The sequence below is a fragment of the Streptomyces sp. NPDC001194 genome, from assembly GCF_042896985.1.
Lineage (GTDB): Bacteria > Actinomycetota > Actinomycetes > Streptomycetales > Streptomycetaceae > Streptomyces.
Genome location: NZ_JBIAXU010000033.1, coordinates 1 through 24,178 on the forward strand (window position 1 = coordinate 1; position 24,178 = coordinate 24,178).

Below are 24,178 nucleotides of genomic sequence, written 5' to 3' on the forward strand. Positions count from 1 at the left end.
TCGCCACCATGCACAACCTCACCCTCACAGGGTGAAACAGCACGTCAGACACCGCTCCGGCCTGCCCGCGGCAGACCTTCTGCAACACCCTTTAGAGCAGACCCGCCGACGACAGCAGGTACGCCACCATCGGGTCGTAGAAGCGCGGGTCGCGGACGTGGTCGTCGAGGGGGACCGCCACCTGGAGGGTGCCCTCCGCCTCGCCGAGGAACAGCGCCGGGTCGTTGCAGTCCGCGTACCCCACCGCGTCCAGCCCGCGCTGCGCCGCGCATCCCGCCCAGCCGTGGTCGGCGACGACCAGGTCCGGCTGGGGGCGGTTCGCCGCCGCGAGGCCGTCCAGGATCGCGGCCATCGGCTCCGGGGAGTGGGTGTGCCACAGCGTGGCGCCCCGCTCCAGCACGGCGACGTCCGCGAACTGCCACACCGAGCCCTCGTCCGCGACCAGGCCCGCGGGGATCACCACGATCTCGCATCCCGCCGCGCGCAGCGCCTGCGCCGTCGCCCGGTGGACGTCCAGCAGGCCGCCCGGGTGCCCCGTGGCGAGCAGCACGCTCTGCCGGTCCAGGGCCGCCTTCCGCAGCCGCGCCGCCATCCGGTCGAGGCCGGAGACGGTCAGCTCCGGGTCGATGGTGTCCTGGCCGAAGCGGTGCGCGGCGTCGTCGACGACCCCGACCCGCTCCGCCATCACGGCGAGCACGTCCTGCTCGTCCGTCCAGCGGTCGCCCAGCTCCAGGCCCAGCCAGTAGTGCCGGTCGCCGTTGGCGAGCTTGCGGTAGTGCGACAGGTTGTTCTCGCGGGGCGTCGCGACCTGACCCGAGATCCGGGTGCGGACCAGGTGGTCGACGAGTTCGGCGCGGGTCGGTACGTGCGTCTCTATCGGCTTCGGCATGCGGCCCATTCTGCCGCCGCCGGGCCCCGGACGCCGGTGCCATTTCGACCAGCGGACGCGTCGCCTCACCCCGACAGCGCCCCGAACGCCCCGTGCGCGAGGCGGCGCAGCAGGGATTCCGTCGCCTCCCGGCCGAGGGCCGCCAGGTGCGGGGTCGAGTTGAGCAGGCCGAAGACGGCGTGCACGGACACCCGTACCTCCGCCTCGCCGACCTGTGGGTGCAGTTCCCGTACGACCTCGACCCACAGCTCGACGTACTGCCGCTGCAGCTGCCGTACGAGCTTGCGGTCGGCCTCCCGCAGCCGGTCCAGCTCCCGGTCGTGCAGGGTGATCAGCGCCCGGTCGTCGAGCGCGAAGTCGATGTGGCCGTCGATGAGGGAGGCCAGTACGCCGTCCGGGTCGCCCGCGGCCTCGGCCACCCGGTGGCGGCCGCCCGTCAGCAGCCGCTCGCTGATCCCGACGAGCAGCTCGGCCAGCATGGCGTCCTTGCCCGCGAAATGGCGGTAGAGGCCGGGGCCGCTGATGCCCACGGCGGCCCCTATCTCGTCCACGCCGACGCCGTGGAATCCGCGCGCGGCGAAGAGACGGGCGGCCTCGCTGAGGATCTGCTCGCGACGGGTCGGGGCGGCGGCTCTGGTGCTCATGGGAATCCATTCTAGACAGGGCCGTTAGCGGTCGTTAACCTAAGTCGTACATGCGTTAACGCTCATTAACAGCGTGCACCGAGCAAGGGAGCTCGACCGATGCAGCAGGCACCAGTGCTGACGAGCGCCGCGGACCCGGCGTCCGAGGCCTGGCGGACCAACGAGGCCGCCCACCGCGAGCTCACCGAGGGGCTGCGCGCCCGGCTCGACGCGGCCCGGCTCGGCGGCGGCGAGAAGGCCCGCGCCCGCCACACCGCCCGCGGGAAGCTGCTCCCCCGCGACCGGGTGGACGCCCTCCTCGACCCCGGATCCCCCTTCCTGGAGCTGGCCCCGCTGGCCGCCGAGGGCATGTACGGGGGTGCGGCCCCGGCCGCCGGGGTCATCGCCGGCATCGGCCGGGTCAGCGGCCGCGAGTGCGTGATCGTCGCGAACGACGCCACCGTCAAGGGCGGCACGTACTACCCGATGACCGTCAAGAAGCACCTCCGCGCGCAGGAAGTGGCCCTGGAGAACCGTCTCCCCTGCCTCTACCTCGTCGACTCGGGCGGCGCCTTCCTCCCCATGCAGGACGAGGTCTTCCCCGACCGGGAGCACTTCGGCCGCATCTTCTACAACCAGGCGCGCATGTCGGGCGCCGGCATCCCGCAGATCGCCGCCGTCCTCGGCTCCTGCACGGCGGGCGGCGCGTACGTCCCGGCGATGAGCGACGAGGCCGTCATCGTCCGCGGCCAGGGCACGATCTTCCTCGGCGGTCCGCCGCTGGTGAAGGCCGCCACCGGCGAGGTGGTCACGGCCGAGGAGCTCGGCGGCGGCGAGGTCCACTCCCGGACCTCGGGCGTCACCGACCACCTCGCGGAGGACGACGCGCACGCGCTGCGGATCGTACGGAACATCGTGGCGACCCTGCCCGAGCGCGGGGCCCTGCCCTGGTCGGTCGAGGCGCCCGAGGAGCCGAAGGTGGACCCGTACGGGCTGTACGGCGCGGTGCCGGTCGACTCGCGCACCCCGTACGACGCCCGCGAGGTCATCGCCCGGATCGTGGACGGCTCCCGCTTCCAGGAGTTCAAGTCGGAGTTCGGGCAGACGCTGGTCACCGGCTTCGCCCGGATCCACGGCCACCCGGTCGGCATCGTCGCCAACAACGGCATCCTGTTCTCGGAATCCGCCCAGAAGGGCGCGCACTTCATCGAGCTGTGCGACCAGCGCGGGATCCCGCTCCTCTTCCTCCAGAACATCTCGGGCTTCATGGTCGGCCGCGACTACGAGGCCGGCGGCATCGCCAAGCACGGCGCCAAGATGGTCACGGCCGTGGCGTGCACGCGGGTCCCGAAGCTGACGGTGGTCGTCGGCGGCTCGTACGGGGCCGGCAACTACTCGATGTGCGGGCGGGCGTACTCGCCGCGCTTCCTGTGGATGTGGCCCAACGCCAAGATCTCCGTGATGGGCGGCGAACAGGCCGCGTCCGTACTGGCGACCGTCAAGCGGGACCAGATCGAGGGCGCGGGCCAGGAGTGGCCGCTCGAGGACGAGGAGGCCTTCAAGGCCCCGGTCCGGGCGCAGTACGAGGAACAGGGCAACGCCTACTACGCCACGGCGCGGCTGTGGGACGACGGGGTCATCGACCCGATGGAGACCCGGCAGGTGCTGGGGCTGGCCCTGACCGCGTGCGCGAACGCTCCGCTGGGCGATCGCGGCTTCGGCATCTTCCGTATGTGACGTGAGGACCTCACTGATGTTCAGCACTGTTCTGGTCGCCAACCGGGGCGAGATCGCGGTACGGGTCATCCGCACGCTGCGGGAGCTCGGCGTGCGGTCCGTGGCCGTCTTCAGCGACGCGGACGCCGACGCGCGGCACGTACGGGAGGCCGACACGGCCGTCCGGATCGGCCCGGCGGCGGCCGCCGAGAGCTACCTGTCGGTGGAGCGGCTGCTCGACGCCGCGCGGCGGACGGGCGCCGAGGCGGTCCACCCCGGATACGGGTTCCTCGCCGAGAACGCGGCCTTCGCGGAGGCGTGCGAGCGGGCGGGACTGGCCTTCATCGGGCCGCCGGCCTCCGCGATCTCCCTGATGGGCGACAAGATCCGGGCCAAGGAGACGGTGAAGGCGGCGGGCGTCCCCGTGGTGCCCGGCTCCTCGGGCAGCGGGCTGTCGGACGCCGAACTGGTCGCGGCGGCCGAGGAGATCGGCATGCCGGTACTGCTCAAGCCGTCCGCGGGCGGCGGCGGCAAGGGCATGCGGCTGGTCCGCGAGGCCGGGCTGCTGGGCGAGGAGATCGCCGCGGCCCGCCGCGAGGCGCGGTCCTCGTTCGGCGACGACACACTGCTCGTGGAGCGGTGGGTGGACCGGCCCCGGCACATCGAGATCCAGGTGCTGGCGGACGCGCACGGGAACGTGGTGCACCTCGGTGAGCGCGAGTGCTCGCTCCAGCGGCGCCACCAGAAGGTGATCGAGGAGGCCCCGTCGGTCCTGCTCACGCCGGAGCTGCGGGCCTCGATGGGCGCGGCGGCGGTGGAGGCGGCGCGGTCGTGCGGGTACGTCGGCGCGGGAACGGTGGAGTTCATCGTCCCCGGCGGTGACCCCTCCTCGTACTACTTCATGGAGATGAACACCCGGCTCCAGGTGGAGCACCCGGTGACGGAGCTGATCACCGGCCTGGACCTGGTGGAGCAGCAGCTGCGGGTCGCGGCGGGCGCGGAGCTCGGCTTCGGGCAGGCCGACGTCACCCTGACCGGCCACGCGATCGAGGCCCGCGTCTGCGCCGAGGACCCGGCGCGCGGGTTCCTGCCGTCCGGCGGCATGGTGCTGGCGCTGTCCGAGCCGTCCGGCGGCGCGGTGCGCACGGACTCCGGGCTGCTGGCCGGGGTGGACACCGGCTCCACGTACGACCCGATGCTGTCGAAGGTCATCGTCCACGGCCCCGACCGGGCGACGGCCCTGCGCATGCTGCGGGGTGCCCTCGCCGACACCGTGATCCTGGGCGTCCAGACCAACGCCGGCTTCCTGCGGAGGCTGTTGGCGCATCCGGACGTGGTGTCGGGGGACCTGGACACCGGCCTGGTCGAGCGCGACCTCCCCTCCCTCCTCCCGGAGGGCGTCCCGGACGAGGTGTACGCGGCCGCGGCGCTGCTGTCCGCCGCCCGCCCCGCCCCTTCCCGGAACGCTGCCGGCGGCTCGGGGGACCCGGACTGGGTCGACCCCTTCGGGGCCGGCGACGGCTGGCGCCTGGGCGGAACCCCGGCCTGGACGGTCCGCCACTTCCGCCTCCCGGGCCAGGACCCGGTCGAGGTCCGCACCCGTCCCGCCGGGCCGGGCTCCGGCTCCGGCTCCGGCTCCGTCACGGAGCTCCTCGTGGCCGCCGGCGCACCGGCCCGCGGCCGGATCGTCGACCTCGGCGCCGACCGCCTCACGGTCGAACTGGACGGGGTCACGCACCGCTTCACGTACGCCGCGTCCCCCGAAGGGACGTGGCTCGGCCGCGACGCGGACAGCTGGCACGTCCAGAACCACGACCCCGTCACCGCGTCCCTCACCGGGAGCGCACGGTCCGGCGCCGACACCCTCGCCGCCCCCATGCCCGGCACCGTCACCGTCGTCAAGGTGGCCGTCGGGGACAAGGTGGCGGCCGGGCAGAGCCTGCTCGTCGTCGAGGCCATGAAGATGGAGCACGTCATCTCCGCCCCGCACTCCGGCACGGTCACCGAGCTGGACGTCTCCCCCGGCAGCACCGTCGCCATGGACCAGGTCCTGGCCATCGTCACCCCGGACGAGGACGAGAAGGAGGAGAGCGCGTGAACGGGCTGCCCATGACCGTCCCGGCCCCCGGGCTGCCGCCCCGCGTCCGCATCCACGAGGTCGGTGCCCGCGACGGGCTGCAGAACGAGAAGACGGCCGTACCCACCGCCGTCAAGGCCGAGTTCATCCACCGGCTCGCCGCCGCCGGCCTCACCACCGTCGAGGCCACGAGCTTCGTGCACCCGAAGTGGGTGCCCCAGCTGGCCGACGCCGAGCAGCTGTTCCCGGAGCTGGACGACCTCCCCGGGGTCCACCTGCCGGTCCTCGTCCCCAACGAGCGCGGCCTCGACCGGGCGCTCGCCCTCGGGGCCACCCGCATCGCCGTCTTCGGCTCGGCCACCGAGACCTTCGCGTCCCGCAACCTCAACCGGACCGTCGCCGAGTCCCTCGCCATGTTCGAGCCCGTCGTGGCCCGCGCCAAGGAGGGCGGGGCACACGTCCGCGGCTACCTCTCCATGTGCTTCGGCGACCCCTGGGAGGGGCCGGTCCCGGTCAGCCAGGTCGTCCGCGTGGCCAAGGCCCTGCTCGACCTCGGCTGTGACGAGCTCAGCCTCGGCGACACCATCGGCGTCGCCACCCCGGGCCACGTCCAGACCCTCCTCGGCGAGCTGGGCGAGGAGGGCGTGCCGACCGACCGGATCGGCGTGCACTTCCACGACACCTACGGCCAGGCCCTGTCCAACACCCTCGCCGCGCTGCAGCACGGGGTCACCACCGTCGACGCCTCCGCGGGCGGCCTCGGCGGATGCCCGTACGCGAAGAGCGCCACCGGCAACCTCGCCACCGAGGACCTGGTGTGGATGCTCGACGGTCTCGGCATCGAGACCGGCGTCGACCTGGCCGCCCTCACCGCCACGAGCGTGTGGATGGCCGAACAGCTGGGACGCCCCAGCCCCTCCCGTACCGTCCGCGCCCTCTCCCACAAGGAGTAACGAACACCATGGCCCTCGACCACCGGCTCACCCCCGAGCACGAGGAACTCCGCCGAACCGTCGAGGCGTTCGCGCACGACGTCGTGGCGCCGAAGATCGGCGACCTGTACGAGCGGCACGAGTTCCCGTACGAGATCGTCCGCGAGATGGGCCGCATGGGCCTGTTCGGCCTGCCCTTCCCGGAGGAGTACGGCGGCATGGGCGGCGACTACCTCGCCCTCGGCATCGCCCTGGAGGAGCTGGCCCGCGTCGACTCCTCGGTCGCGATCACCCTGGAGGCGGGCGTCTCGCTGGGCGCCATGCCCCTGTACCTCTTCGGCACCGAGGAGCAGAAGCGGCAGTGGCTGCCGAAGATGTGCTCCGGCGAGGTGCTCGGCGCCTTCGGCCTGACCGAGCCGGACGGCGGCTCCGACGCCGGCGGCACCCGTACGACGGCCGTCAAGGACGGCGACGAGTGGGTGATCAACGGCTCGAAGTGCTTCATCACCAACTCCGGTACGGACATCACCGGCCTGGTCACCGTCACCGCCGTGACGGGCCGCAAGGCGGACGGCCGCCCGGAGATCTCCTCGATCATCGTCCCGTCCGGCACCCCGGGCTTCACGGTGGCCGCGCCGTACTCCAAGGTCGGCTGGAACTCCTCGGACACGCGCGAGCTGGCCTTCGACAACGTACGGGTGCCGCTGGCCAACCTGGTCGGCCAGGAAGGCCGCGGCTACGCGCAGTTCCTGCGCATCCTCGACGAGGGCCGCATCGCGATCTCGGCGCTCGCCACCGGCCTGGCCCAGGGCTGCGTGGACGAGTCGGTGAAGTACGCGAAGGAGCGCAAGGCCTTCGGCCGGCCCATCGGCGACAACCAGGCCATCCAGTTCAAGCTGGCGGACATGGAGATGCGCGCCCACATGGCCCGCATCGGCTGGCGTGACGCGGCCTCGCGCCTCGTGGCCGGGGAGCCCTTCAAGAAGGAGGCGGCGATCGCGAAGCTGTACTCCTCGACGGTCGCGGTGGACAACGCCCGGGAGGCCACGCAGATCCACGGCGGCTACGGGTTCATGAACGAGTACCCCGTGGCGCGCATGTGGCGGGACTCCAAGATCCTGGAGATCGGCGAGGGCACCAGCGAGGTGCAGCGCATGCTCATCGCCCGCGAGCTGGGCTTCGCCGGATAGCGGACCCGGCACGAGCCGGACGTGGACGACCGCCGGGCCCCGATCGGTCCGGCGGTCGCTCCCTTCCCCTCCCTACGCCTGTTCGCGCTCCGCCTCGGAGACGAACGGCTGCAGGAAGTGCGCGATGTGCTGCTCCACGTCGGTGATCCGCTGCTCGAAGGCGTAGAGCTGGTCCCGCATGCCCGCCTTGGCCTGCTCGTCCTGCCGGGACTCCTCGATGTTGCGCTGGACGATGCCGATGAGGTCCTGGAGCTGGAGGTGGAGCGTTCCGCTGATCCCGCCCCACATCTCGCGCAGGTCGGCGGCGCGGCTGCCCGCGTACTGGCGGGCGGTCTGGGCCGCCGAGTCCTTCACGTGTGCGGCGAACTCCTCCGCCGCGCGCGTCTGCAGTTTGCCGTCGGCGAAGAAGACGGCTCCCGAGGCCAGCAGCGGTCCGATGGCCGCGCCGATCGCCACGGCCACGCCGACCGGCGGAACGGCCAGGCCCAGGCTGATCAGTCCGGCCGCCGCGGCCGCGGTCGTCCCGCCGACGACCACCGCGCCGCCGCCCGCGCCGAGGGCCATGAGCGAGCTGGGCCGGAACATCAGCGGCACGTCGTCGCGGTGGCGGGGCCCGTCGCGCCCGTTGCCCTTGCCCGCCGCGATGGCCAGCGTGTAGATCAGGTAGTTCTGGTCCCGTTCCGACTGTGAGCCGGTGAGTTCCGCGCGGAGCTTGTCGAGGAGGTCGGCGTGCGCCCGGATCAGCGGTTCGAGCTGGCGCACGAGATCGGCCTGCCGCTGCTCGATGACCTGGTCGAGTTCCGCGGTGCAGAAGACCTGCATGCGTTCCTGGAGCTGGACCGTGTACGCGTCCGTCAGCTGGTGCTGGGCGGCGATGCGGCCGCCCTTGGTGAAGGACCTTATGGCCCGGCTCAGGCGTCCCGGGCCGGTCGTGACGTGCCATTCGCCGATCTCACGGCTGATCTCGGTCAGGAACGCGCCGAACCGCAGCTGCAGTTCGTTCTCGATGCCGAGGATCTTGCCGGCGACGATGTCGCGGATCGCGTCGGCGCTGGCGCGCAGCTGGTCCTGGGTGGACTGGCTGCGGTCGAGGAGCTCGCGCAGCTCCGCGGTCGACTTCATCAGGATCGCGCCCTCGTCGTGCAGGCGCACGCGCAGGTTGACCGCGTTGTGCCGCAGGAACTCGGCGAGCCGGACGAACTTCACCCGGGCCGCGTCGCGCATGCAGAAGACCTCCAGGGCGGACTCCAGCTGCCCGATCCCCGAGGCGTTCAGCCCCTCCTCGTTGCCGTCGATCCGCGCCCGCAGGGCCTGCAGGGCGCTGACGAAGTAGACGTTGGCGGCGGAGCCGGAGCCGGATTCCCCACTGAGCTCGGCGACCGCGTTGCGGCAGCGGCTCATCACCTCCGCCCGTTCCTCCTCCTCGATCCGGTCGAACTGGTTCACCACGAAGAAGATGTCGCGGTGACCGAGCTTCCTGACCCGGGTGAGGTAGTTCTCGGTCTCGTGGAGGGTGAACGGCCGTCCCGCGTCGGTGACGAACACGACGGCGTCCACCTCCTCCAGGTACCGCAGGGTCACCAGCTCGCGGTCGGAACTCTCGTTGATCCCGGCCGAGTCCACGATCTCGACGGACCGGCGCAGCAGCTCCAGCGGCTGTTCCACGACGGCCAGCGCGAAGGAGGGGGTCCGGGGCGCGCCGTGCGCGTCGATCTGGAGGGCGACCTCCCGCTTGAACTCCTCCGTCGTGACGGCCGTCTCGGCTCCCCGCCGGTCCCCGTCCCGGTACAGCCAGGCCCGTTCGGTCTCGCCCCAGCGCAGAACGGTGGTGAAGGCGGTGGCCGGATTGGCCTTGGTGGGCAGCAGCCGCTTGCCCAGCAGGGCGTTGATCAGGGTGCTCTTGCCGCTGCTGAACTCGCCGAGCACCATGATGCGGAAGCTCTCGCGCTCGAAGACCGCCCCGTTGATCCCCAGGTCCAGTGCGCCGCCCGGAGTGCCGGGCGGGGCGATGACGGCGGCGGCCTCGCCGGCCACCTGTTGCAGGCGCTGGTAGTACGAACGCAGCGTTCCGATGTTCTCGCTCCAGCCGCGGAACTGCACGGCCGGTGATTCCTGCCCGGCCGCCACGTGCCGGTTCTCGTGCGCCATCAGGCCCCTTCCAGGGGTAAGAGGAGAGCGTGCACGGAGCGGCTCAGCGTCCGCGCCGTGCTCTGGAGTGAACGCCAGTGGTCGAGGGACTCCGGCTGGGCGGCGACGGCCGTCGTGTGCAGCCGCCACCACTGCTCGTCGCGCTCCCGCGCCCGGCTCAGCAGGTGGTCGTACACCTGGCCGATGCGCGCCTCGGTCCGTGCCACCTGCTCCGTGAACGCCGCCTCGACGATCCGTTCCAGGTCGTCGATGGCCCGTTCCCGGCGCTCCGCCTGGCCGTGTTCGAGCGCTTCGGTCACCAGCGCCGTACCGGCCGCTCCGGCGATCTGCCCCACGACCTCGGCGGACATGGGCGTGAGCACGCTCTCGATGGCGGTGCCGACGAACTCCGGCAGCCAGGAGGCGTCCCAGCCGGTGGCGTTCTGCGACTCCGCGGCGGCGGCCTCCTCCGCGACTCCCGGCAGGGCCGCGGCCGGTACGACCCGTCCCGCGTCGGGGGCGGCCAGGCCCTGGAACAGTTCCTCGCCGGGCCGGTTGCGGAGCAGGGCGGCGCGCAGCCGGCGGGTGTCGTCCTCGAGCGCCCGGTCGACCGCTTCGGTGATCCACGCCTCGAACTGCTGGAGGGCCTCGGCGGTGTAGGGGATCGCGTGGAGGCGGATGAAGTGCTGCTCCTGCGGTGTGTCCAGCATCCGGGAGAAGCGCGCGGCGAGTTCGCGCGCGGCGGCGGCCCGCCGCCTGCGCGCCTCGGCGGCGATCGTCTGCACGAGCGTGGCGCGCCACTCCCCGGCGTCGGCGCTGAGCACGATCCAGTGGAAACGGGCGCTCTCGTGGGCCGTGTGCCAGATCTGGGCGGCCCGCGTTCGGACGGGGTCGGGCCGGTGCACGTCCGCGAGTGCCCGCGCGGCGGCCTCCTCCACGAGGGCGCAGGTGGCGGCGAGGAGGTGCAGTCGGCGGATGGTCCGCAGCGCGCGGCGCAGCCGGATCCCCGCCAGGTGGCCCAGGACCGCGCGGAGCGGGTCGACGCCGTCGGGCTCCGCGGCCCCGGGTGCCGCGGCGGGCGCGGGGACCGGGCCGGGCAGCACCAGCGCCTCGGGGGCCAGGACCGAGACGAGGTGGTTGACGCGGCGCAGGATGTCGGCCGCCTCGTCCTCGACCTCGGCGAGCTTGGTGACGACGACGGCGAGCGGAGGGCTGTGCGGGGCGGCGGCGAGCGCCTTGATGCGGGCCTGTTCGGTGGCGAGCATCGCGCGCCGGGCCTCGGTGACGACGACCACCACGTCGCAGTCGCCGACGATCCGGGCGAGGGCGGCGGTGTCGGGCTTGCGCACTCCCGACCAGCCCTCCCAGCCGGGGGTGTCGACGAGCTCGACCCCGGTTCGGGCGGGCCAGGACCCGGAGGGGACCTCGACGCGTACGGTACGCAGGCCGGCCGGCCCGGCGTCCCCCGAACCCGAATCGGCCGTGGCGGACCCCGATGCGGCGGACTGGCCGGATCCCGCCGGTCCGGCGGGATCCGTGGAACCGTCGGACCCGGCAGCCCGTCCGGGCTCGTCCGAATCCCGCGACGCCGCCTCCCCCGACTCCGCGGCGTACGGGCGCACCACCACGGGCGGTCCGTCCGTCGCGTGCACGGACACCGGCACGCACACCGCGCCGACCAGCTCGTTCACGAGGCGGGACTTCCCGACGTTGCTGCCGCCGATGACGCAGATCCGGGCCCGCGGGGACTCCGCGCGGCGCGCGGTGCGGCGGATCAGCGAGGCCGCGGAGTCCGCTCCGGCCCGGTCCGCCAGCAGGGCTGCCCGTTCGGCGAGTTCAGCCTGTCGCAGCTCGAGCTCGTGCTCCTCCGTACCGGCCACAGCGCCGCCACCCCACCCCGTCAAGACCTCCCGGCAGGGCCATGATGCCAACGGACGGAGCCCGGCGCCCCCGGTTCGGCGGAAGGTCCCGCTTGTGCGCGGGTGAGGAGGCGCCGGGAAAAACTTAGGTCCCCCTTACCGTTTTCGGCCAAGGTTAGGCTAACCTTCCCTTCGAACGGCCCAGTGGCCGCCCGGCACGCACGAAAGCGGACATAGACATGCCCAAGTCCCGTACCTCCCACCTCTCCCGCCGCGGTCTCATCGCCGCCGGCGGCGCTCTCGGCCTCGTCGCGGCCCTCACCGCGTGCGGCGGATCCGACTCGGCGAAGGGCGAGGCGGGCGACAAGGACAAGGGCGCGGCCGCCTCGGGCGCCTGGACGTTCAAGGACGACCTCGGCAAGGACATCAGCCTCAAGGCGAAGCCGAAGAACATCGTCGCCTTCACCGGCACGGCCGCCGCGCTGTACGACTACGGCGTCCAGGTCAAGGGCGTCTTCGGCCCGACCAAGCTGGCCGACGGCAAGCCCGACGTGCAGGCCGGTTCGATGGACATCTCCAAGGTGGAGATCCTCGGCAACGTCTACGACGAGTTCAACGTCGAGAAGTACGCCTCCCTCCAGCCCGAGCTGCTCGTCACCAACACCTGGGACGGCACCTACTGGTACGTTCCCGAGGCCTCCAAGGACAAGATCCTGAAGCTGGCCCCGGCCGCCGCCATCGGCGTCGGCGGCGACGTCTCCATGGACAAGGCCCTGGAGCGCACCGCGGACCTCGCCAAGTCCCTCGGCGCCGACATGAACGCCAAGTCCGCCGCCGACGGCAAGGCCCGCTTCGACGCCGCCGCCGCGAAGGTCCGCGAGGCCACCAAGGCCAACCCGGGCATCAAGGTGCTCGTCGGCTCCGGCTCCGCCGACCTGTTCTACGCCTCCTCCCCCGACACCTCGGCCGACCTGAAGTACTTCAAGTCCCTGGGCGTCGAGTTCATCACCCCGGACAAGCTGGGCGAGGGCAACTTCTTCGAGAGCCTGAGCTGGGAGAACGCCGGCAAGTACAAGGCCGACCTGGTCCTGCTCGACAACCGCACCGGCACCCTGCAGCCGGAGGAGCTGAAGGCCAAGCCGACCTGGGCCGAGATGCCCGCCGTCAAGGCCGGCCAGGTCGCCCCGCGCGTGACCGAGCCGATCTACTCGTACGACAAGTGCGCCAAGATCCTCGAGGACCTCGCCAAGGCCATCCAGGGCGCCAAGAAGGTCAGCTGACCCTCGGCCGGCCCACCGGCTCCCGGCGCCCCGACCAGGCGCCGCTTCCACTCCCAGGGGGGACTCACCGCATGACCGCCACCGCATCAGACACGGCTGCCTCCGAAGCCGCCCCGGCCGCCGCCCACTTCCGGTTCTTCGAACTCGAAGTGCTGCGCACCCGCCGGCTCGGGCACTCGTTCCTGCGGGTCACGTTCGGCGGTGAGTCCCTCGCGGGCTTCCGCTCGGGCGGCTACGACCAGAGCCTCTCGCTCTTCCTGCCTCCCGCGCACGAGGAACACACCGCGCTCCCGTCCACCGACGAGGACACCTGGTTCGGCGCCTGGCGGGCGATACCCGACGCCGACCGCCCGGTGATGCGCTCGTACACCGTGCGCGAGCAGCGCCGTACGGCCGAGGGCGCGGACGAGGTCGACATCGACTTCGTCCTGCACGGCGACTCGTCCCCCGCCTCGCACTGGGCCGGACGGGCCGTCACCGGCCGCCGGATCATGGCGATCGGCCCGGCCGTCGCGGAGAACAAGTCCGTACGGTTCCAGCCGCCGGCCGCCACCGACGCGCTGGTGATGTACGCGGACGAGACCGCGCTGCCCGCGGCCGCCGCCATCCTGGACCGGCTGCCCGCCGGCATGCGGGTCGCGGCCTGGTTCGAGGTGCCGCACGCCGACGACCGGCTCGACCTGCGGAGCGCCGCCGACGTGGACGTCACCTGGATCGTGCGGGAGGGCGGCGGGGGCAAGGAGCGCGCCGAGCGCGTGGTGGAGGCGGTGCGGGCGGCCGAACTCCCGGCCGCCGAAGCCCCGTACGTCTGGCTCGCGGGCGAGGCGGGCACCATTCGGGCGGTTCGCCGGCACATCGTGCAGGAACGTTCCATCGACCGGCGCGCGGTGCGTTTCACCGGCTACTGGCGCCTCGGTGCGAGCGAGGAGGAACTCCTCGCCGAGGCGTACTCGGGACAGGCTGCCAGCGAGGACCCCGCCTCCGCTCTGTAGCTTCAACCCTCGTTCGCCATTTGTGAGTTGAGAGATGGGCCCCGGCTTTCGGCCAGGGCCCATCGCCATTTGGCGCGAACACTTAGGTTAGGCTAACCTAAGGATCATCTTCCCCACCCCCCTCTCCCCCTGCCCGGAGGAACGTTGATGCGCTCGCATCTGCTGAATGAGACGACCGCGGACCTGTACCGGCGTTCCGTCACGGAAGGCGTCGAGCGCGTCGCCGCGAAACTCGCGACCACGGAGCGGCCCCACACCGGCATATCCGTCGACGAACTCGCCCCGGTCATCAACGGGATCGACCTGGACCGGCCGCTCGAGGACCCGGCCGCCGTCCTCGACGAGCTGGAGGAGGTCTACCTCCGGGACGCGGTGTACTTCCACCACCCGCGCTACCTGGGCCACCTCAACTGCCCGGTCGTCATCCCGGCCGTTCTCGGCGAGGCCGTCCTCTCGGCCGTCAACTCCTCGCTGGACACCTGGGACCAGTCCATCGGTGGCACGCTCATCGAGCGCCGCCTGATCGACTGGACCGCCGAGCGCATCGGCCTCGGCCCGGACGCGGACGGCATCTTCACCTCCGGCGGCAGCCAGTCGAACTTCCACTCCCTGCTGCTGGCCCGCGACGAGGCCTGCCGCACGGTCATGCAGAACAGCGACCGTCCGCTCGCGAAGTCCGAAGTCCTGCCGAAGCTGCGCATCTTCACCTCCGAGGCCAGCCACTTCAGCGTCAAGAAGTCGGCCGCCATGCTCGGACTCGGCTACGAGGCCGTCATCGCCGTCCCGGTCGACCGCAACCGCCGCATGGACACCTCCGTACTCGCCCTGGAGCTGGAGAGCTGCGTCCGCGAGGGCCTGTACCCGATGGCCGTCGTCGCCACCGCCGGCACCACCGACTTCGGGTCCATCGACCCGCTCCCCGAGATCGCCCGCCTGGCCGCCGAGCACTCCACCTGGATGCACGTGGACGCCGCGTACGGCTGCGGACTGCTGGCCTCCCCGACCCGCCGGCACCTGCTCGACGGCATCGAGCACGCGAACTCGGTCACCGTCGACTACCACAAGTCGTTCTTCCAGCCGGTCAGCTCCAGCGCGATGCTGGTGCGCGACCGCGACACCCTCAAGCACGCCACGTACCACGCCGACTACCTCAACCCCCGCCGCATGGCGCAGGAGCGGATCCCCAACCAGGTCGACAAGTCCATCCAGACCACGCGCCGCTTCGACGCGCTCAAGCTCTGGATGACCCTGCGCACCATGGGCGCGGACGGCCTCGGCTCGCTCTTCGACGAGGTCATCGACCTGGCCGCCGCCGGCTGGGAGATCATCGACGCCGATCCGCGCTTCGAGGTGGTCGTCCGCCCGCAGATCTCCACCCTGGTCTTCCGCTACGTCCCCCGCCCCGAGGGCGTCGACGTCCGCAAGGACCTCGTCGACGAGGCCAACCTGCACGCCCGCAAGGCGCTGTTCGCCTCCGGCGAGGCCGTCGTCGCCGGCACCAAGGTGGACGGGGACCAGTACCTGAAGTTCACCCTCCTCAACCCGCAGACCACGACGGCCGACATCGCTGCCGTCCTCGACCTTCTCGCCGCACATGCCGAGCAGTTCCTGGGAGAATCCCTTGCCCTCCACCGCTAAGACCCACGACTTCATCGGCATCGGCGTCGGTCCGTTCAATCTGGGGCTCGCCTGCCTGACCGCGCCGATCGACGAACTCGACGGACTCTTCATCGAGTCGAAGCCGCACTTCGAGTGGCACGCCGGCATGTTCCTGGACGGCGCCCACCTGCAGACGCCCTTCATGTCCGACCTGGTCACGCTCGCCGACCCGACCTCGCCCTTCTCCTTCCTGAACTACCTGAAGGACAAGGACCGGCTGTACTCCTTCTACATCCGGGAGAACTTCTACCCGCTGCGGGCCGAGTACAACGACTACTGCCGCTGGGCCGCCGACCGCCTCGACAACGTCCGGTGGTCCACGTCGGTCACGGAGGTCACCTACGACGAGCAGGCCGGCCTGTACGAGGTCCACACCGACAAGGGCGAGACCCACCGCGCCCCCCGCCTGGTCCTGGGCACCGGCACCCCGCCGCACGTCCCGCCGACCTGCGAGGGCCTCGGCGGCGACTTCCTGCACAACTCCGCCTACATGCAGAACAAGGCGGAGCTGCAGAAGAAGAAGTCGATCACCCTCATCGGCTCCGGCCAGAGCGCGGCCGAGATCTACTACGACCTCCTCGCCGAGATCGACGTCCACGGCTACCAGCTCAACTGGGTGACCCGCTCCCCGCGGTTCTTCCCGCTGGAGTACACCAAGCTGACCCTGGAGATGACCTCCCCCGAGTACGTGGACTACTTCCACGCGCTCCCCGAGGAGACCCGCTACCGGCTCGAGACCCAGCAGAAGAACCTCTTCAAGGGAATCGACGGCGACCTGATCAACGCCATCTTCGACCTGCTCTACGAGAAGAAGATCAGCATGCCGGGCCAGGTCCCGACCACCCTGCTGACCAACACCTCCCTGAACAGCACCGCGTACGACACCACCACGGGCACGTACACGCTGGGGCTGCGCCAGGAGGAGCAGGAGCGCGACTTCTCCCTCGCCTCCGAGGGCCTGGTGCTGGCCACCGGGTACAAGTACACCTTCCCGGAGTTCCTGAACCCGGTGCGCGACCGGCTGAACTTCGACGGTCACGGCCGTCTCGACGCCGCCCGCAACTACAGCATCGACACCACGGGCCGCGGGGTGTACCTGCAGAACGGCACCACCCACAACCACTCCCTCACCTCGCCCGACCTGGGCATGGCGGCGTACCGGAACGCGTACATCGTCGGTGAGCTCCTCGGCCGCCAGCACTACAAGGTCGAGAAGTCCATCGCGTTCCAGCAGTTCGCCGCCCCGGAAGGCACCCTGTGATGAGCACCACCGAACTCCTCTTCTCCCGCACCGACAAGGAACTCGGGTCCTTCGCCGTGCGCCCCCTGGACCCCTTCGCCGACGCGGAGCTGCTCCACGGCTGGGTCACCCACCCGAAGGCGTCGTTCTGGATGATGCAGGACGCCTCCCTCCCGGACGTCGAGCGCGAGTACATGCGGATCGCCGCCCACGAGCACCACCAGGCCTTCATCGGCCTGCACGAGGGCCGCCCCGCGTTCCTGATGGAGACCTACGACCCGTCCGAGCTGGAGCTGGTCGGCCTCTACGACGCCCGGCCGGGCGACGTCGGCATGCACTTCCTCGTCGCCCCCAGCGACACCCCGCTGCACGGCTTCACCCGCGCCGTGATCACCACGGTCATGGCGGCGGTCTTCGCCGACCCGGCCACCGAGCGCGTCGTGGTCGAGCCGGACGTCGCCAACACCGCCGTGCACGCCCTCAACGAGGCCGTCGGCTTCGTGCCGGAGCGCCAGGTCACCAAGCCGGAGAAGGAAGCCCTGCTGAGCTTCTGCACCCGCGCGCAGTTCGAGGCCGCCACGGCCGCCCAGGGGGTGTCCATATGAGCCTCGCCGACGCCGTCGCCCACCTGAGCCCCGAGCTGTGGGCCCGCGCCAACCGCGCCCTGGTCCGCAAGGGCCTCGCGGAGTTCTCCCACGAGCGCCTGCTGACCCCGACACCGCTGGGCTCCGACCTCTACTCGGTCCTCAGCGACGACTCCACCGTCGAGTACCGCTTCAAGGCGGTCCGGCACGCCCTCGACCACTGGTCGGTCGACGAGGCCTCCATCACCCGCCACCGTGACGGCGCCGAGCTGGAGCCGGACGCCCTCGACTTCCACATCGAGCTGCGCGAGACCCTGGGCCTGAGCCCCGAGGTGCTGCCCGTCTACCTGGAGGAGATCTCCTCCACCCTGGCCGGCACCGGCTACAAGTACACGAAGCCCCAGGTCTCCTCCGAGGTCCTCGCGAAGTCCTCCTTCCAGGACATCGAGACCGGCATGACCGAGGGCCACCCCTGCTTCGTGGCCAATAACGGCCGGCTCGGCTTCGGCGTGCACGAGTACCTCTCGTACGCCCCGGAGACGGCGAGCCCCGTCCACCTGGTGTGGGTCGCGGCCCGCAAGGACGTCTCCACCTTCACGGCCGGCGCGGGCCTGGACCACGACGCCTTCATGCGCGAGGAGCTGGGCGAGGCCGCCATCGCGGGGTTCGAGGCCAAGCTGTCCGCCCTGGACCTGGACCCGGCGGAGTACCACTTCCTGCCGGTCCACCCCTGGCAGTGGTGGAACAAGACCACGGTCACCTTCGCGGCCGAGATCGCCAACCGCCGCCTGGTGCTGCTCGGCGAGGGCGAGGACGCCTACCTGGCCCAGCAGTCGATCCGTACGTTCTTCAACACCACGACGCCGACGAAGCACTACGTGAAGACCGCCATCTCGGTCCTCAACATGGGCTTCATGCGCGGACTGTCGGCGGCCTACATGGAGGCCACCCCGGCGATCAACGACTGGCTGCACCAGCTGATCGAGGGCGACGAGGTCCTGCGGTCGGTGGACTTCTCGATCATCCGCGAGCGCGCGGCGATCGGCTACCACCACCGCCAGTACGAGCGGGCCACCGACCGGTACTCGCCGTACCGCAAGATGCTGGCCGCTCTGTGGCGCGAGTCCCCCGTCAACCACCTGCGGGACGGCGAGCGGCTGGCGACGATGGCCTCGCTGCTGCACGTCGACTCCGAGGGCAGGTCCTTCGTGGGCGCGCTGATCGAGGAGTCGGGCCTCACCCCGTCGCAGTGGCTGAAGCCGTACCTGCGGGCGTACCTCCTCCCGCTCCTGCACTGCTTCTACCAGTACGACCTCGCGTACATGCCGCACGGCGAGAACACGATCCTCGTCATCGAGAACGGCGTCGTGAAGCGGGCGATCTTCAAGGACATCGCCGAGGAGATCGTGGTCATGGACCCCGACGCGGTGCTCCCGCCGGCCGTCGAGCGCGTCAAGGCCGACATCCCGGAGGACATGAAGCTCCTGTCGATCTTCACGGACGTCTTCGACTGCTTCTTCCGCTTCCTGGGCTCGATCCTGGCCACGGAGGGCATCTGCGAGGAGGAGACCTTCTGGAAGGCGGTCGCGGACTGCGGCCACGACTACCAGGAGTCGATGCCGCAGCTCGCGGAGCGCTTCGAGCGCTACGACCTGTTCGCCGAGGAGTTCCAGCTGTCCTGCCTGAACCGGCTCCAGCTGCGCAACAACAAGCAGATGGTGGACCTCTCCGACCCGGCGGCCGCCCTCCAGCTGATCGGCACCCTCAAGAACCCCGTCGCGCCTTACGCATCGCGACGGTGATCAAAGGGGCGGGTGCGCTGGCGAATACGGTCCCTCGGCGGCGCACCCGCCCCCTCGCCCGAGGAGTGTCCGCGAAGCCCTGACCGGCCCTCTTCGCGGACACTCCTCGGGCATCCCCAGCTTCCCCGGCCAGGGCTGCTCCGGCCGTGGGCGCTCCTGCTAGGGGGTGTCGTCAAAGTCCCTTCTGACCGGCGGGGTCTGGCACGCGCGCTCGCCGCGTTGTCGTCGGTCGACGACGCGAGCGTCGCCTCTCTCCTCCGCCTTGCGATCACACGCACCAGACCCCGCCGGCCCCGCCCTCGCGGGCGGACGAAGCTACTTCGACGACACCCCCTAGGACCAGGGAACGTCCGGGGCCCGGTAGTAAGCGATGCCCTGGGCCTCCAGCCTCGGTCCCTGCGCCGCCACCCGCCGGCCGTACTCCGCCCAGTCGGCCGGGCCCGGGCTCCAGCCCAGTTCCGCCAGGCCCAGCACCCGCGGGAAGGCCATGAACTCCAGGTCCGTGCGGGTCGCGATCGTCTCCGTCCACAGCGGGGCCTCGACGCCGAGGACCGCGGACTGCGGGACTCCGGCGGCGGCCAGGTAGGTCCCCGGGTTCCAGTCGTAGGCCCTGCGCACCGGGACGAGGCCCGCCCACGCCAGACCCGGCTTCGTCGTCAGGTCGTACTTCATGTCCAGGTACAGCCGGTCCGCCGGCGACAGGATCAGCGGGTGGCCCGCCTTCGCCGCCGCGGCCACCGCCGCCTTCTCGGCGGCCCCGGTCCGGTCGTGGCCCCAGTACTGGAGCACCGCGCCCGGCGCCGGCCGGGCCGTCGCCAGCTGGTGCCAGGCCACCACCGTCTTGCCGTGGCGCCCGACGGTCTGCTGGGCCCGGTCCATGAACGCCGCGTAGTCCGCCGCGGGCGTCGAGTGCGCCTCGTCGCCACCGATGTGCAGGTAGGGGCCCGGGGTCAGCTCGGCCAGCTCGCCCAGCACCTCGTCGATGAACTCGTACGTCCGCTCCTCGCCGACGCACAGCGAGCTGAAGCCGACCTTGATGCCGGTGTAGCGCTCGCGCGCCTTCCCGTCGCAGTTCAGCTCCGCGTACGAGGCCTGGGCCGCGTTCACGTGCCCCGGCATGTCGATCTCCGGGACCACGTCCACGTACCGCTCCGCCGCGTACGCCACCAGGTCCCGGTACTGGTCCTTCGTCCAGTACCCGCCCGGGCCGCCGCCGACCTCGCTGCCGCCGCCGTACTCCGCCAGCCTCGGCCAGGAGTCGATCGCGATCCGCCAGCCCTGGTCGTCGGTCAGGTGCAGGTGGAGCGTGTTGACCTTGTACTGGGCCAGCTGGTCCACGTACCGCTTGACCTGCTCCGCCGTGAAGTAGTGGCGGGCGACGTCCAGCATGGCCCCCCGGTACGCGAACCGCGGCGCGTCGGTGATCTCACCGCCGGGCACCGTGCCCGGACCGGCCACCGGCAGCAGCTGCCGCAGCGTCTGGCCCGCGTGGAAGAGCCCCGCCGGGGTCCGGGCGGTCAGTGTGACCCCGCCCGGACCGGACTCCAGCCGGTACCCCTCGGCGCCGGTCCCCTCCGCCTGCGCGTCGAGCCGGAGCCGGATGCCGTCTCCCCCGGACCCGTCGACCACCGGCAGCGGGAGCCCGCTGGGGGCTCTGAGCTGCTCCGCGAGGAGCTCGCCCACCCGCCGGACCTCCTCGTCGCCGGCCGGGCCGGTACGGATGACCGTGCCCGCGCCGACGGCGTACCCGGGGCCTTCGGCACGGGCGGAGGCGGGCGCCGGCAGGAGCTGTGCGTAGGGGGCCAGGGCGGCCGGGCGGCCGTCCCCGGGTCTGGCGTCGGCTTCGGGGGACGCGGCGCAGGAGACGGCCGCGCCGAGGACGAGGAGTGTGCCGAGCGTGCGTCGCAGGACTCTCATAGGGCAGGTATAGGCCAACTGGCGTGCCGGGGCCGGTGCGAGAATCGACGGATGGCGGAAATCATCCAGAAGGACGGCACATGGACCTTCGACGGGGACGCGGTGCGGATCGTGCCCGGCCGCGACAAGGGGGTGGGGCTGCTGCGCCAGACACTGGGCGAGGTGGTCGTCCCGCTGCGCGCGCTCGCCGGGATCAGCCACGAACCGGGCCGCAGGGCGGGCCGGTTGAGGCTGAAGCTGCGTGACGGCGCCGACCCGCTGCTCCAGGTGACGGGCGGGCGGCTGCCGGAGGCCTCCGATCCGTACCGGCTGACGGTGGAAGCGGACCGGACCGGGGTGGCGGAGTACTTCGTGGACGAGGTCCGCAACGCGCTGCTGCTGGACCAGGTGGACCCCGGCCCGGTGGACTCCTACCTGCTGCCGGGACCGACCGTGCCGATCACGGTGGCTGCGGGGGACGGGACGGTGGCCTTCGACGGCGACCGGGTGGCGCTGGACTGGAACTGGACGACGGAGGAGGCCAAGAGCTCCGGCGGGCCGCGCGAGTTCCGGGTCACGGACCTGCGGGTGGTGGAGTGGTCCCCCTCCAAGGGCCTGGACAACGGTTGGATCCGGTTCACGCTGGCGGGCGCGCCCTCGGCCCCCGCGCCCAAGTACGACCCGTACACGGTGGAACTGTTCGGCTTCAAGAAGGACCCGCTGATGGCGCTGGTCGCGGCGGCGGTGGCGGTCCGGATGCCCCATCCCCGGGGCGCCGCGGACCCGGCCGAGCCCGCTCCGGCCCTGGCCAAGGCCCCGGTGCCGGAGCTCGCGGCCTCGGCCCCCGAGCCCGCCGCCCGGGAGGACCACGACGCCCTGCTGCGCCGGCTGCGCGAGCTCGGCGATCTGCACCAGGGCGGCATCCTCACGGCCGAGGAGTTCGCAGCGGCCAAGCAGGCCGTTCTGCGCCGATTCTGACCCTTACCTCCACACTTCCATGACCGGATTTGCGCCTTCCACTGGTCTGGACCAGAGGGATCCTGCCCGACTTCGGGCAGGATCTTTGCGTTCCAGGCCACGGCCAGTCAGTATCTACGGGTGCTCGACCGCCGCCCGTCTCATGACGATCTCGTCGACCACCTGGTGCGCAGCACCGCGCTGCAGCGCGGCGAGGCCGCCCGGGTGGTACTCGACGTGCTCGCGTACTTCGACGAGACGACCGAGGAATTCGTCCGCCGCCGCCACCGTGAGCTCCAGTCCGGCGGCGCGGTCAACGCGGAGATCTTCGAACGGATCGCGGCCGAGCTGCCGCACCGCGCCGTGGCGCCGCCGGAGCTCTCGCTCCGGCAACTGCGCCGCATCGTCTACGGCTGAGCGACAGGGCCGGCCGACGGCCAGGCGCGGCGACAACAGCGGCAAGGGCAACCGAACTTCAGGAGGGGCAAGACTTTATGTGCGGAATCGTGGGTTACATCGGCAAGCGTGACGTGGCACCGCTGCTGCTGGAAGGCCTGCAGCGACTGGAGTACCGCGGGTACGACTCCGCGGGCATCGTCGTCAACAACCCGAAGTCCCCCGCGCTCAAGGTGGTCAAGGCCAAGGGCCGGGTCCGCGAGCTGGAATCCCGGGTCCCCAAGCGCTTCGCCGGCACCACCGGCATCGCCCACACCCGCTGGGCCACCCACGGCGCGCCGAGCGACATCAACTCGCACCCGCACCTCGACGCCGACAACAAGGTCGCGGTCGTCCACAACGGCATCGTCGACAACGCCGCCGAGCTCCGCACCAAGCTGGAGTCCGAGGGCGTCGTCTTCGTCTCGGAGACCGACACCGAGGTCATCGTCCACCTGATCGCCCGCTCCCAGGCCGACACCCTCGAGGAGAAGGTCCGCGAGGCCGTCAAGGCGATCGAGGGCACGTACGGCATCGCCGTCATGCACGCCGACTTCGCCGACCGCATCGTCGTGGCCCGCAACGGCTCCCCGGTGATCCTCGGCATCGGCGAGAAGGAGATGCTCGTCGCCTCCGACGTGGCCGCGCTCGTCGCCCACACCCGCCAGGTCGTCACCCTCAACGACGGCGAGATGGCCACCCTGAAGGCCGACGACTTCCGCACCTACACCACCGGCGGCGCCACCACCACGGCCACGCCGGAGACCGTGGAGTGGGAGGCCGCCTCGTACGACATGGGCGGCCACGACACGTACATGCACAAGGAGATCTCCGAGCAGCCCGACGCGGTCGACCGCGTGCTGCGCGGCCGGATCGACGACCGCTTCAACACCGTCCACCTGGGCGGCCTGAACCTGGACCCGCGCGAGGCGCGCGGCATCCGCCGGGTCAAGATCCTGGGCTGCGGCACCTCGTACCACGCGGGCCTGATCGGCGCCGGCCTCATCGAGAGCATGGCCCGCATCCCCGCGGACGCCGAGCCGGCCTCGGAGTTCCGCTACCGCAACCCGGTCGTGGACCCCGACACCCTCTACATCGCCGTCTCCCAGTCCGGCGAGACGTACGACGTGCTGGCGGCCGTGCAGGAGCTCAAGCGCAAGGGCGCCCGCGTCCTGGGCGTCGTCAACGTCGTGGGCTCCGCGATCGCCCGCGAGGCCGACGGCGGCGTGTACGTGCACGCCGGCCCCGAGGTCTGCGTCGTCTCCACCAAGTGCTTCACCAACACGGTCGTGGCCTTCGCGCTGCTCGCCGTGCACCTGGGCCGGATCCGGGACCTGTCGGTCACCGACGGCAAGCGGATCATCGAGGGCCTGCGCAAGCTGCCCGCGCAGATCCAGGAGATCCTCGAGGGCGAAGAGGACATCAAGAAGCTGGCGGCCGAGTACGCCGAGGCCAAGTCGATGATGTTCATCGGCCGGGTCCGCGGTTACCCGGTGGCGCTGGAGGCCTCCCTCAAGCTCAAGGAGATCTCCTACATCCACGCCGAGGCCTACCCGGCCTCCGAGCTCAAGCACGGCCCGCTCGCGCTCATCGAGCCGGCGATGCCGACGGTCGCGATCGTCCCGGACGACGACCTGCTGGAGAAGAACCGCGCGGCGCTGGAGGAGATCAAGGCCCGCAGCGGCCGGATCCTCGCGGTCGCCCACCGCGAGCAGGAGAAGGCCGACCACACCATCCTCGTGCCCAAGAACGAGGACGAGCTCGACCCGATCCTGATGGGCATCCCGCTCCAGCTGCTGGCGTACCACACGGCCCTGGCCCTGGGCCGGGACATCGACAAGCCGCGCAACCTGGCGAAGTCCGTCACGGTCGAGTAGTCGCACCTGCCCACCGGACAAGCGGAACGGCCCCCGGGGATCC

Annotated in this window: 18 protein-coding genes; 13 read left to right on the forward strand and 5 right to left on the reverse strand. The window is 71.4% G+C overall.

Translation table 11 applies throughout. From position 1 onward, the window contains the following. Positions 1-91: 91 nt before the first annotated feature. Both ACFY1T_RS34920 and ACFY1T_RS34925 read right to left on the reverse strand, forming a co-directional pair. Positions 92-898, reverse strand: coding sequence for a phosphatase (locus ACFY1T_RS34920; RefSeq protein WP_390791771.1), 807 nt, complete (start codon positions 896-898; stop codon positions 92-94). Positions 899-954: 56 nt separating this feature from the next. Continuing rightward, the gene (locus ACFY1T_RS34925; protein ID WP_390791772.1) at positions 955-1,533 is read right to left on the reverse strand and encodes a TetR/AcrR family transcriptional regulator; all 579 of its coding nucleotides are present in this window, start codon (positions 1,531-1,533) and stop codon (positions 955-957) included. 99 nt (positions 1,534-1,632) lie between these two features. Between ACFY1T_RS34925 and ACFY1T_RS34930 the strand changes: the two genes are divergently transcribed. From ACFY1T_RS34930 to ACFY1T_RS34945, 4 genes are read left to right on the forward strand one after another with little or no spacing between them, the layout of a single operon-like run. Further along, positions 1,633-3,249, forward strand: coding sequence for a carboxyl transferase domain-containing protein (locus ACFY1T_RS34930; protein WP_030868505.1), 1,617 nt, complete (start codon positions 1,633-1,635; stop codon positions 3,247-3,249). A 16-nt stretch (positions 3,250-3,265) separates the two neighbouring features. After that, on the forward strand, positions 3,266-5,326 hold the full coding sequence (locus ACFY1T_RS34935) for a biotin carboxylase N-terminal domain-containing protein (RefSeq protein ID WP_390791773.1): 2,061 nt from the start codon (positions 3,266-3,268) through the stop codon (positions 5,324-5,326). A gap of 11 nt (positions 5,327-5,337) precedes the next feature. Then, positions 5,338-6,258, forward strand: coding sequence for a hydroxymethylglutaryl-CoA lyase (locus ACFY1T_RS34940; RefSeq protein WP_390791787.1), 921 nt, complete (start codon positions 5,338-5,340; stop codon positions 6,256-6,258). An 8-nt stretch (positions 6,259-6,266) separates the two neighbouring features. Then, positions 6,267-7,427 carry an acyl-CoA dehydrogenase family protein gene (locus ACFY1T_RS34945; RefSeq protein ID WP_030868499.1) on the forward strand — a complete coding sequence of 387 codons (1,161 nt, stop codon included), beginning with the start codon at positions 6,267-6,269 and terminating at the stop codon, positions 7,425-7,427. Positions 7,428-7,499: 72 nt separating this feature from the next. Here the strand turns inward: ACFY1T_RS34945 and ACFY1T_RS34950 are convergent, their stop codons facing one another. Both ACFY1T_RS34950 and ACFY1T_RS34955 read right to left on the reverse strand, forming a co-directional pair. After that, a complete protein-coding gene (locus ACFY1T_RS34950; protein WP_390791774.1) occupies positions 7,500-9,575 on the reverse strand; it encodes a dynamin family protein in 2,076 nt (691 codons plus the stop codon). After that, entirely contained in the window at positions 9,575-11,434 is a 1,860-nt protein-coding gene (locus ACFY1T_RS34955; RefSeq protein ID WP_390791775.1) for a dynamin family protein, read from the reverse strand. Before ACFY1T_RS34955 ends, ACFY1T_RS34950 begins: the two co-directional genes overlap by 1 nt. Before the next feature lie 218 nt (positions 11,435-11,652). Here ACFY1T_RS34955 and ACFY1T_RS34960 point away from each other — a divergent pair, with 218 nt between their 5' ends. The 6 genes from ACFY1T_RS34960 to ACFY1T_RS34985 all read left to right on the forward strand — a co-directional run bounded on the left by ACFY1T_RS34960 (position 11,653) and on the right by ACFY1T_RS34985 (position 18,970). Next, positions 11,653-12,693, forward strand: coding sequence for an ABC transporter substrate-binding protein (locus ACFY1T_RS34960; protein WP_390791776.1), 1,041 nt, complete (start codon positions 11,653-11,655; stop codon positions 12,691-12,693). A gap of 71 nt (positions 12,694-12,764) precedes the next feature. After that, positions 12,765-13,685, forward strand: coding sequence for a siderophore-interacting protein (locus ACFY1T_RS34965; protein WP_390791777.1), 921 nt, complete (start codon positions 12,765-12,767; stop codon positions 13,683-13,685). A gap of 147 nt (positions 13,686-13,832) precedes the next feature. Continuing rightward, complete coding sequence (locus ACFY1T_RS34970) at positions 13,833-15,323, forward strand: pyridoxal phosphate-dependent decarboxylase family protein (RefSeq protein WP_390791778.1); 1,491 nt, start codon at positions 13,833-13,835, stop codon at positions 15,321-15,323. After that, on the forward strand, positions 15,307-16,605 hold the full coding sequence (locus ACFY1T_RS34975) for a lysine N(6)-hydroxylase/L-ornithine N(5)-oxygenase family protein (protein ID WP_390791779.1): 1,299 nt from the start codon (positions 15,307-15,309) through the stop codon (positions 16,603-16,605). Before ACFY1T_RS34970 ends, ACFY1T_RS34975 begins: the two co-directional genes overlap by 17 nt. Further along, positions 16,605-17,189, forward strand: coding sequence for a GNAT family N-acetyltransferase (locus ACFY1T_RS34980; RefSeq protein WP_390791780.1), 585 nt, complete (start codon positions 16,605-16,607; stop codon positions 17,187-17,189). Before ACFY1T_RS34975 ends, ACFY1T_RS34980 begins: the two co-directional genes overlap by 1 nt. Further along, positions 17,186-18,970 carry an IucA/IucC family protein gene (locus ACFY1T_RS34985; protein WP_390791781.1) on the forward strand — a complete coding sequence of 595 codons (1,785 nt, stop codon included), beginning with the start codon at positions 17,186-17,188 and terminating at the stop codon, positions 18,968-18,970. Before ACFY1T_RS34980 ends, ACFY1T_RS34985 begins: the two co-directional genes overlap by 4 nt. A 333-nt stretch (positions 18,971-19,303) precedes the next feature. On the opposite strand, the gene ACFY1T_RS34990 is transcribed toward ACFY1T_RS34985, so the two are convergent. Beyond that, positions 19,304-20,887, reverse strand: a complete 1,584-nt coding sequence (locus ACFY1T_RS34990; RefSeq protein WP_390791782.1) for a beta-N-acetylhexosaminidase — start codon at positions 20,885-20,887, stop codon at positions 19,304-19,306. 51 nt (positions 20,888-20,938) lie between these two features. On the opposite strand from ACFY1T_RS34990, the gene ACFY1T_RS34995 reads away from it, so the two are divergent. From ACFY1T_RS34995 to glmS, 3 genes are all read left to right on the forward strand, one after another. After that, on the forward strand, positions 20,939-21,844 hold the full coding sequence (locus ACFY1T_RS34995; protein ID WP_390791783.1) for a DUF4429 domain-containing protein: 906 nt from the start codon (positions 20,939-20,941) through the stop codon (positions 21,842-21,844). A 120-nt stretch (positions 21,845-21,964) separates the two neighbouring features. Then, the gene (locus ACFY1T_RS35000; protein WP_030008735.1) at positions 21,965-22,240 is read left to right on the forward strand and encodes a hypothetical protein; all 276 of its coding nucleotides are present in this window, start codon (positions 21,965-21,967) and stop codon (positions 22,238-22,240) included. Between the two features lie 77 nt (positions 22,241-22,317). Then, positions 22,318-24,135 carry a glutamine--fructose-6-phosphate transaminase (isomerizing) gene (gene glmS / locus ACFY1T_RS35005; protein ID WP_030868469.1) on the forward strand — a complete coding sequence of 606 codons (1,818 nt, stop codon included), beginning with the start codon at positions 22,318-22,320 and terminating at the stop codon, positions 24,133-24,135. The last annotated feature ends 43 nt before the right edge of the window (positions 24,136-24,178 follow it).

What these genes read in the sequence shown, in the direction of transcription:
- ACFY1T_RS34950 (WP_390791774.1), bottom strand. Translation starts at nt 9,575, where the DNA reads ATGGCGCACGAGAACCGGCACGTGGCGGCCGGGCAGGAATCACCGGCC.
- ACFY1T_RS34985 (WP_390791781.1), top strand. Translation starts at nt 17,186, where the DNA reads ATGAGCCTCGCCGACGCCGTCGCCCACCTGAGCCCCGAGCTGTGGGCC.
- ACFY1T_RS34925 (WP_390791772.1), bottom strand. Translation starts at nt 1,533, where the DNA reads ATGAGCACCAGAGCCGCCGCCCCGACCCGTCGCGAGCAGATCCTCAGC.
- ACFY1T_RS34920 (WP_390791771.1), bottom strand. Translation starts at nt 898, where the DNA reads ATGGGCCGCATGCCGAAGCCGATAGAGACGCACGTACCGACCCGCGCC.
- ACFY1T_RS34995 (WP_390791783.1), top strand. Translation starts at nt 20,939, where the DNA reads ATGGCGGAAATCATCCAGAAGGACGGCACATGGACCTTCGACGGGGAC.
- glmS (WP_030868469.1), top strand. Translation starts at nt 22,318, where the DNA reads ATGTGCGGAATCGTGGGTTACATCGGCAAGCGTGACGTGGCACCGCTG.
- ACFY1T_RS34980 (WP_390791780.1), top strand. Translation starts at nt 16,605, where the DNA reads ATGAGCACCACCGAACTCCTCTTCTCCCGCACCGACAAGGAACTCGGG.
- ACFY1T_RS34970 (WP_390791778.1), top strand. Translation starts at nt 13,833, where the DNA reads ATGCGCTCGCATCTGCTGAATGAGACGACCGCGGACCTGTACCGGCGT.
- ACFY1T_RS34960 (WP_390791776.1), top strand. Translation starts at nt 11,653, where the DNA reads ATGCCCAAGTCCCGTACCTCCCACCTCTCCCGCCGCGGTCTCATCGCC.
- ACFY1T_RS34990 (WP_390791782.1), bottom strand. Translation starts at nt 20,887, where the DNA reads ATGAGAGTCCTGCGACGCACGCTCGGCACACTCCTCGTCCTCGGCGCG.
- ACFY1T_RS34935 (WP_390791773.1), top strand. Translation starts at nt 3,266, where the DNA reads ATGTTCAGCACTGTTCTGGTCGCCAACCGGGGCGAGATCGCGGTACGG.
- ACFY1T_RS34940 (WP_390791787.1), top strand. Translation starts at nt 5,338, where the DNA reads ATGACCGTCCCGGCCCCCGGGCTGCCGCCCCGCGTCCGCATCCACGAG.
- ACFY1T_RS34945 (WP_030868499.1), top strand. Translation starts at nt 6,267, where the DNA reads ATGGCCCTCGACCACCGGCTCACCCCCGAGCACGAGGAACTCCGCCGA.
- ACFY1T_RS34930 (WP_030868505.1), top strand. Translation starts at nt 1,633, where the DNA reads ATGCAGCAGGCACCAGTGCTGACGAGCGCCGCGGACCCGGCGTCCGAG.
- ACFY1T_RS34965 (WP_390791777.1), top strand. Translation starts at nt 12,765, where the DNA reads ATGACCGCCACCGCATCAGACACGGCTGCCTCCGAAGCCGCCCCGGCC.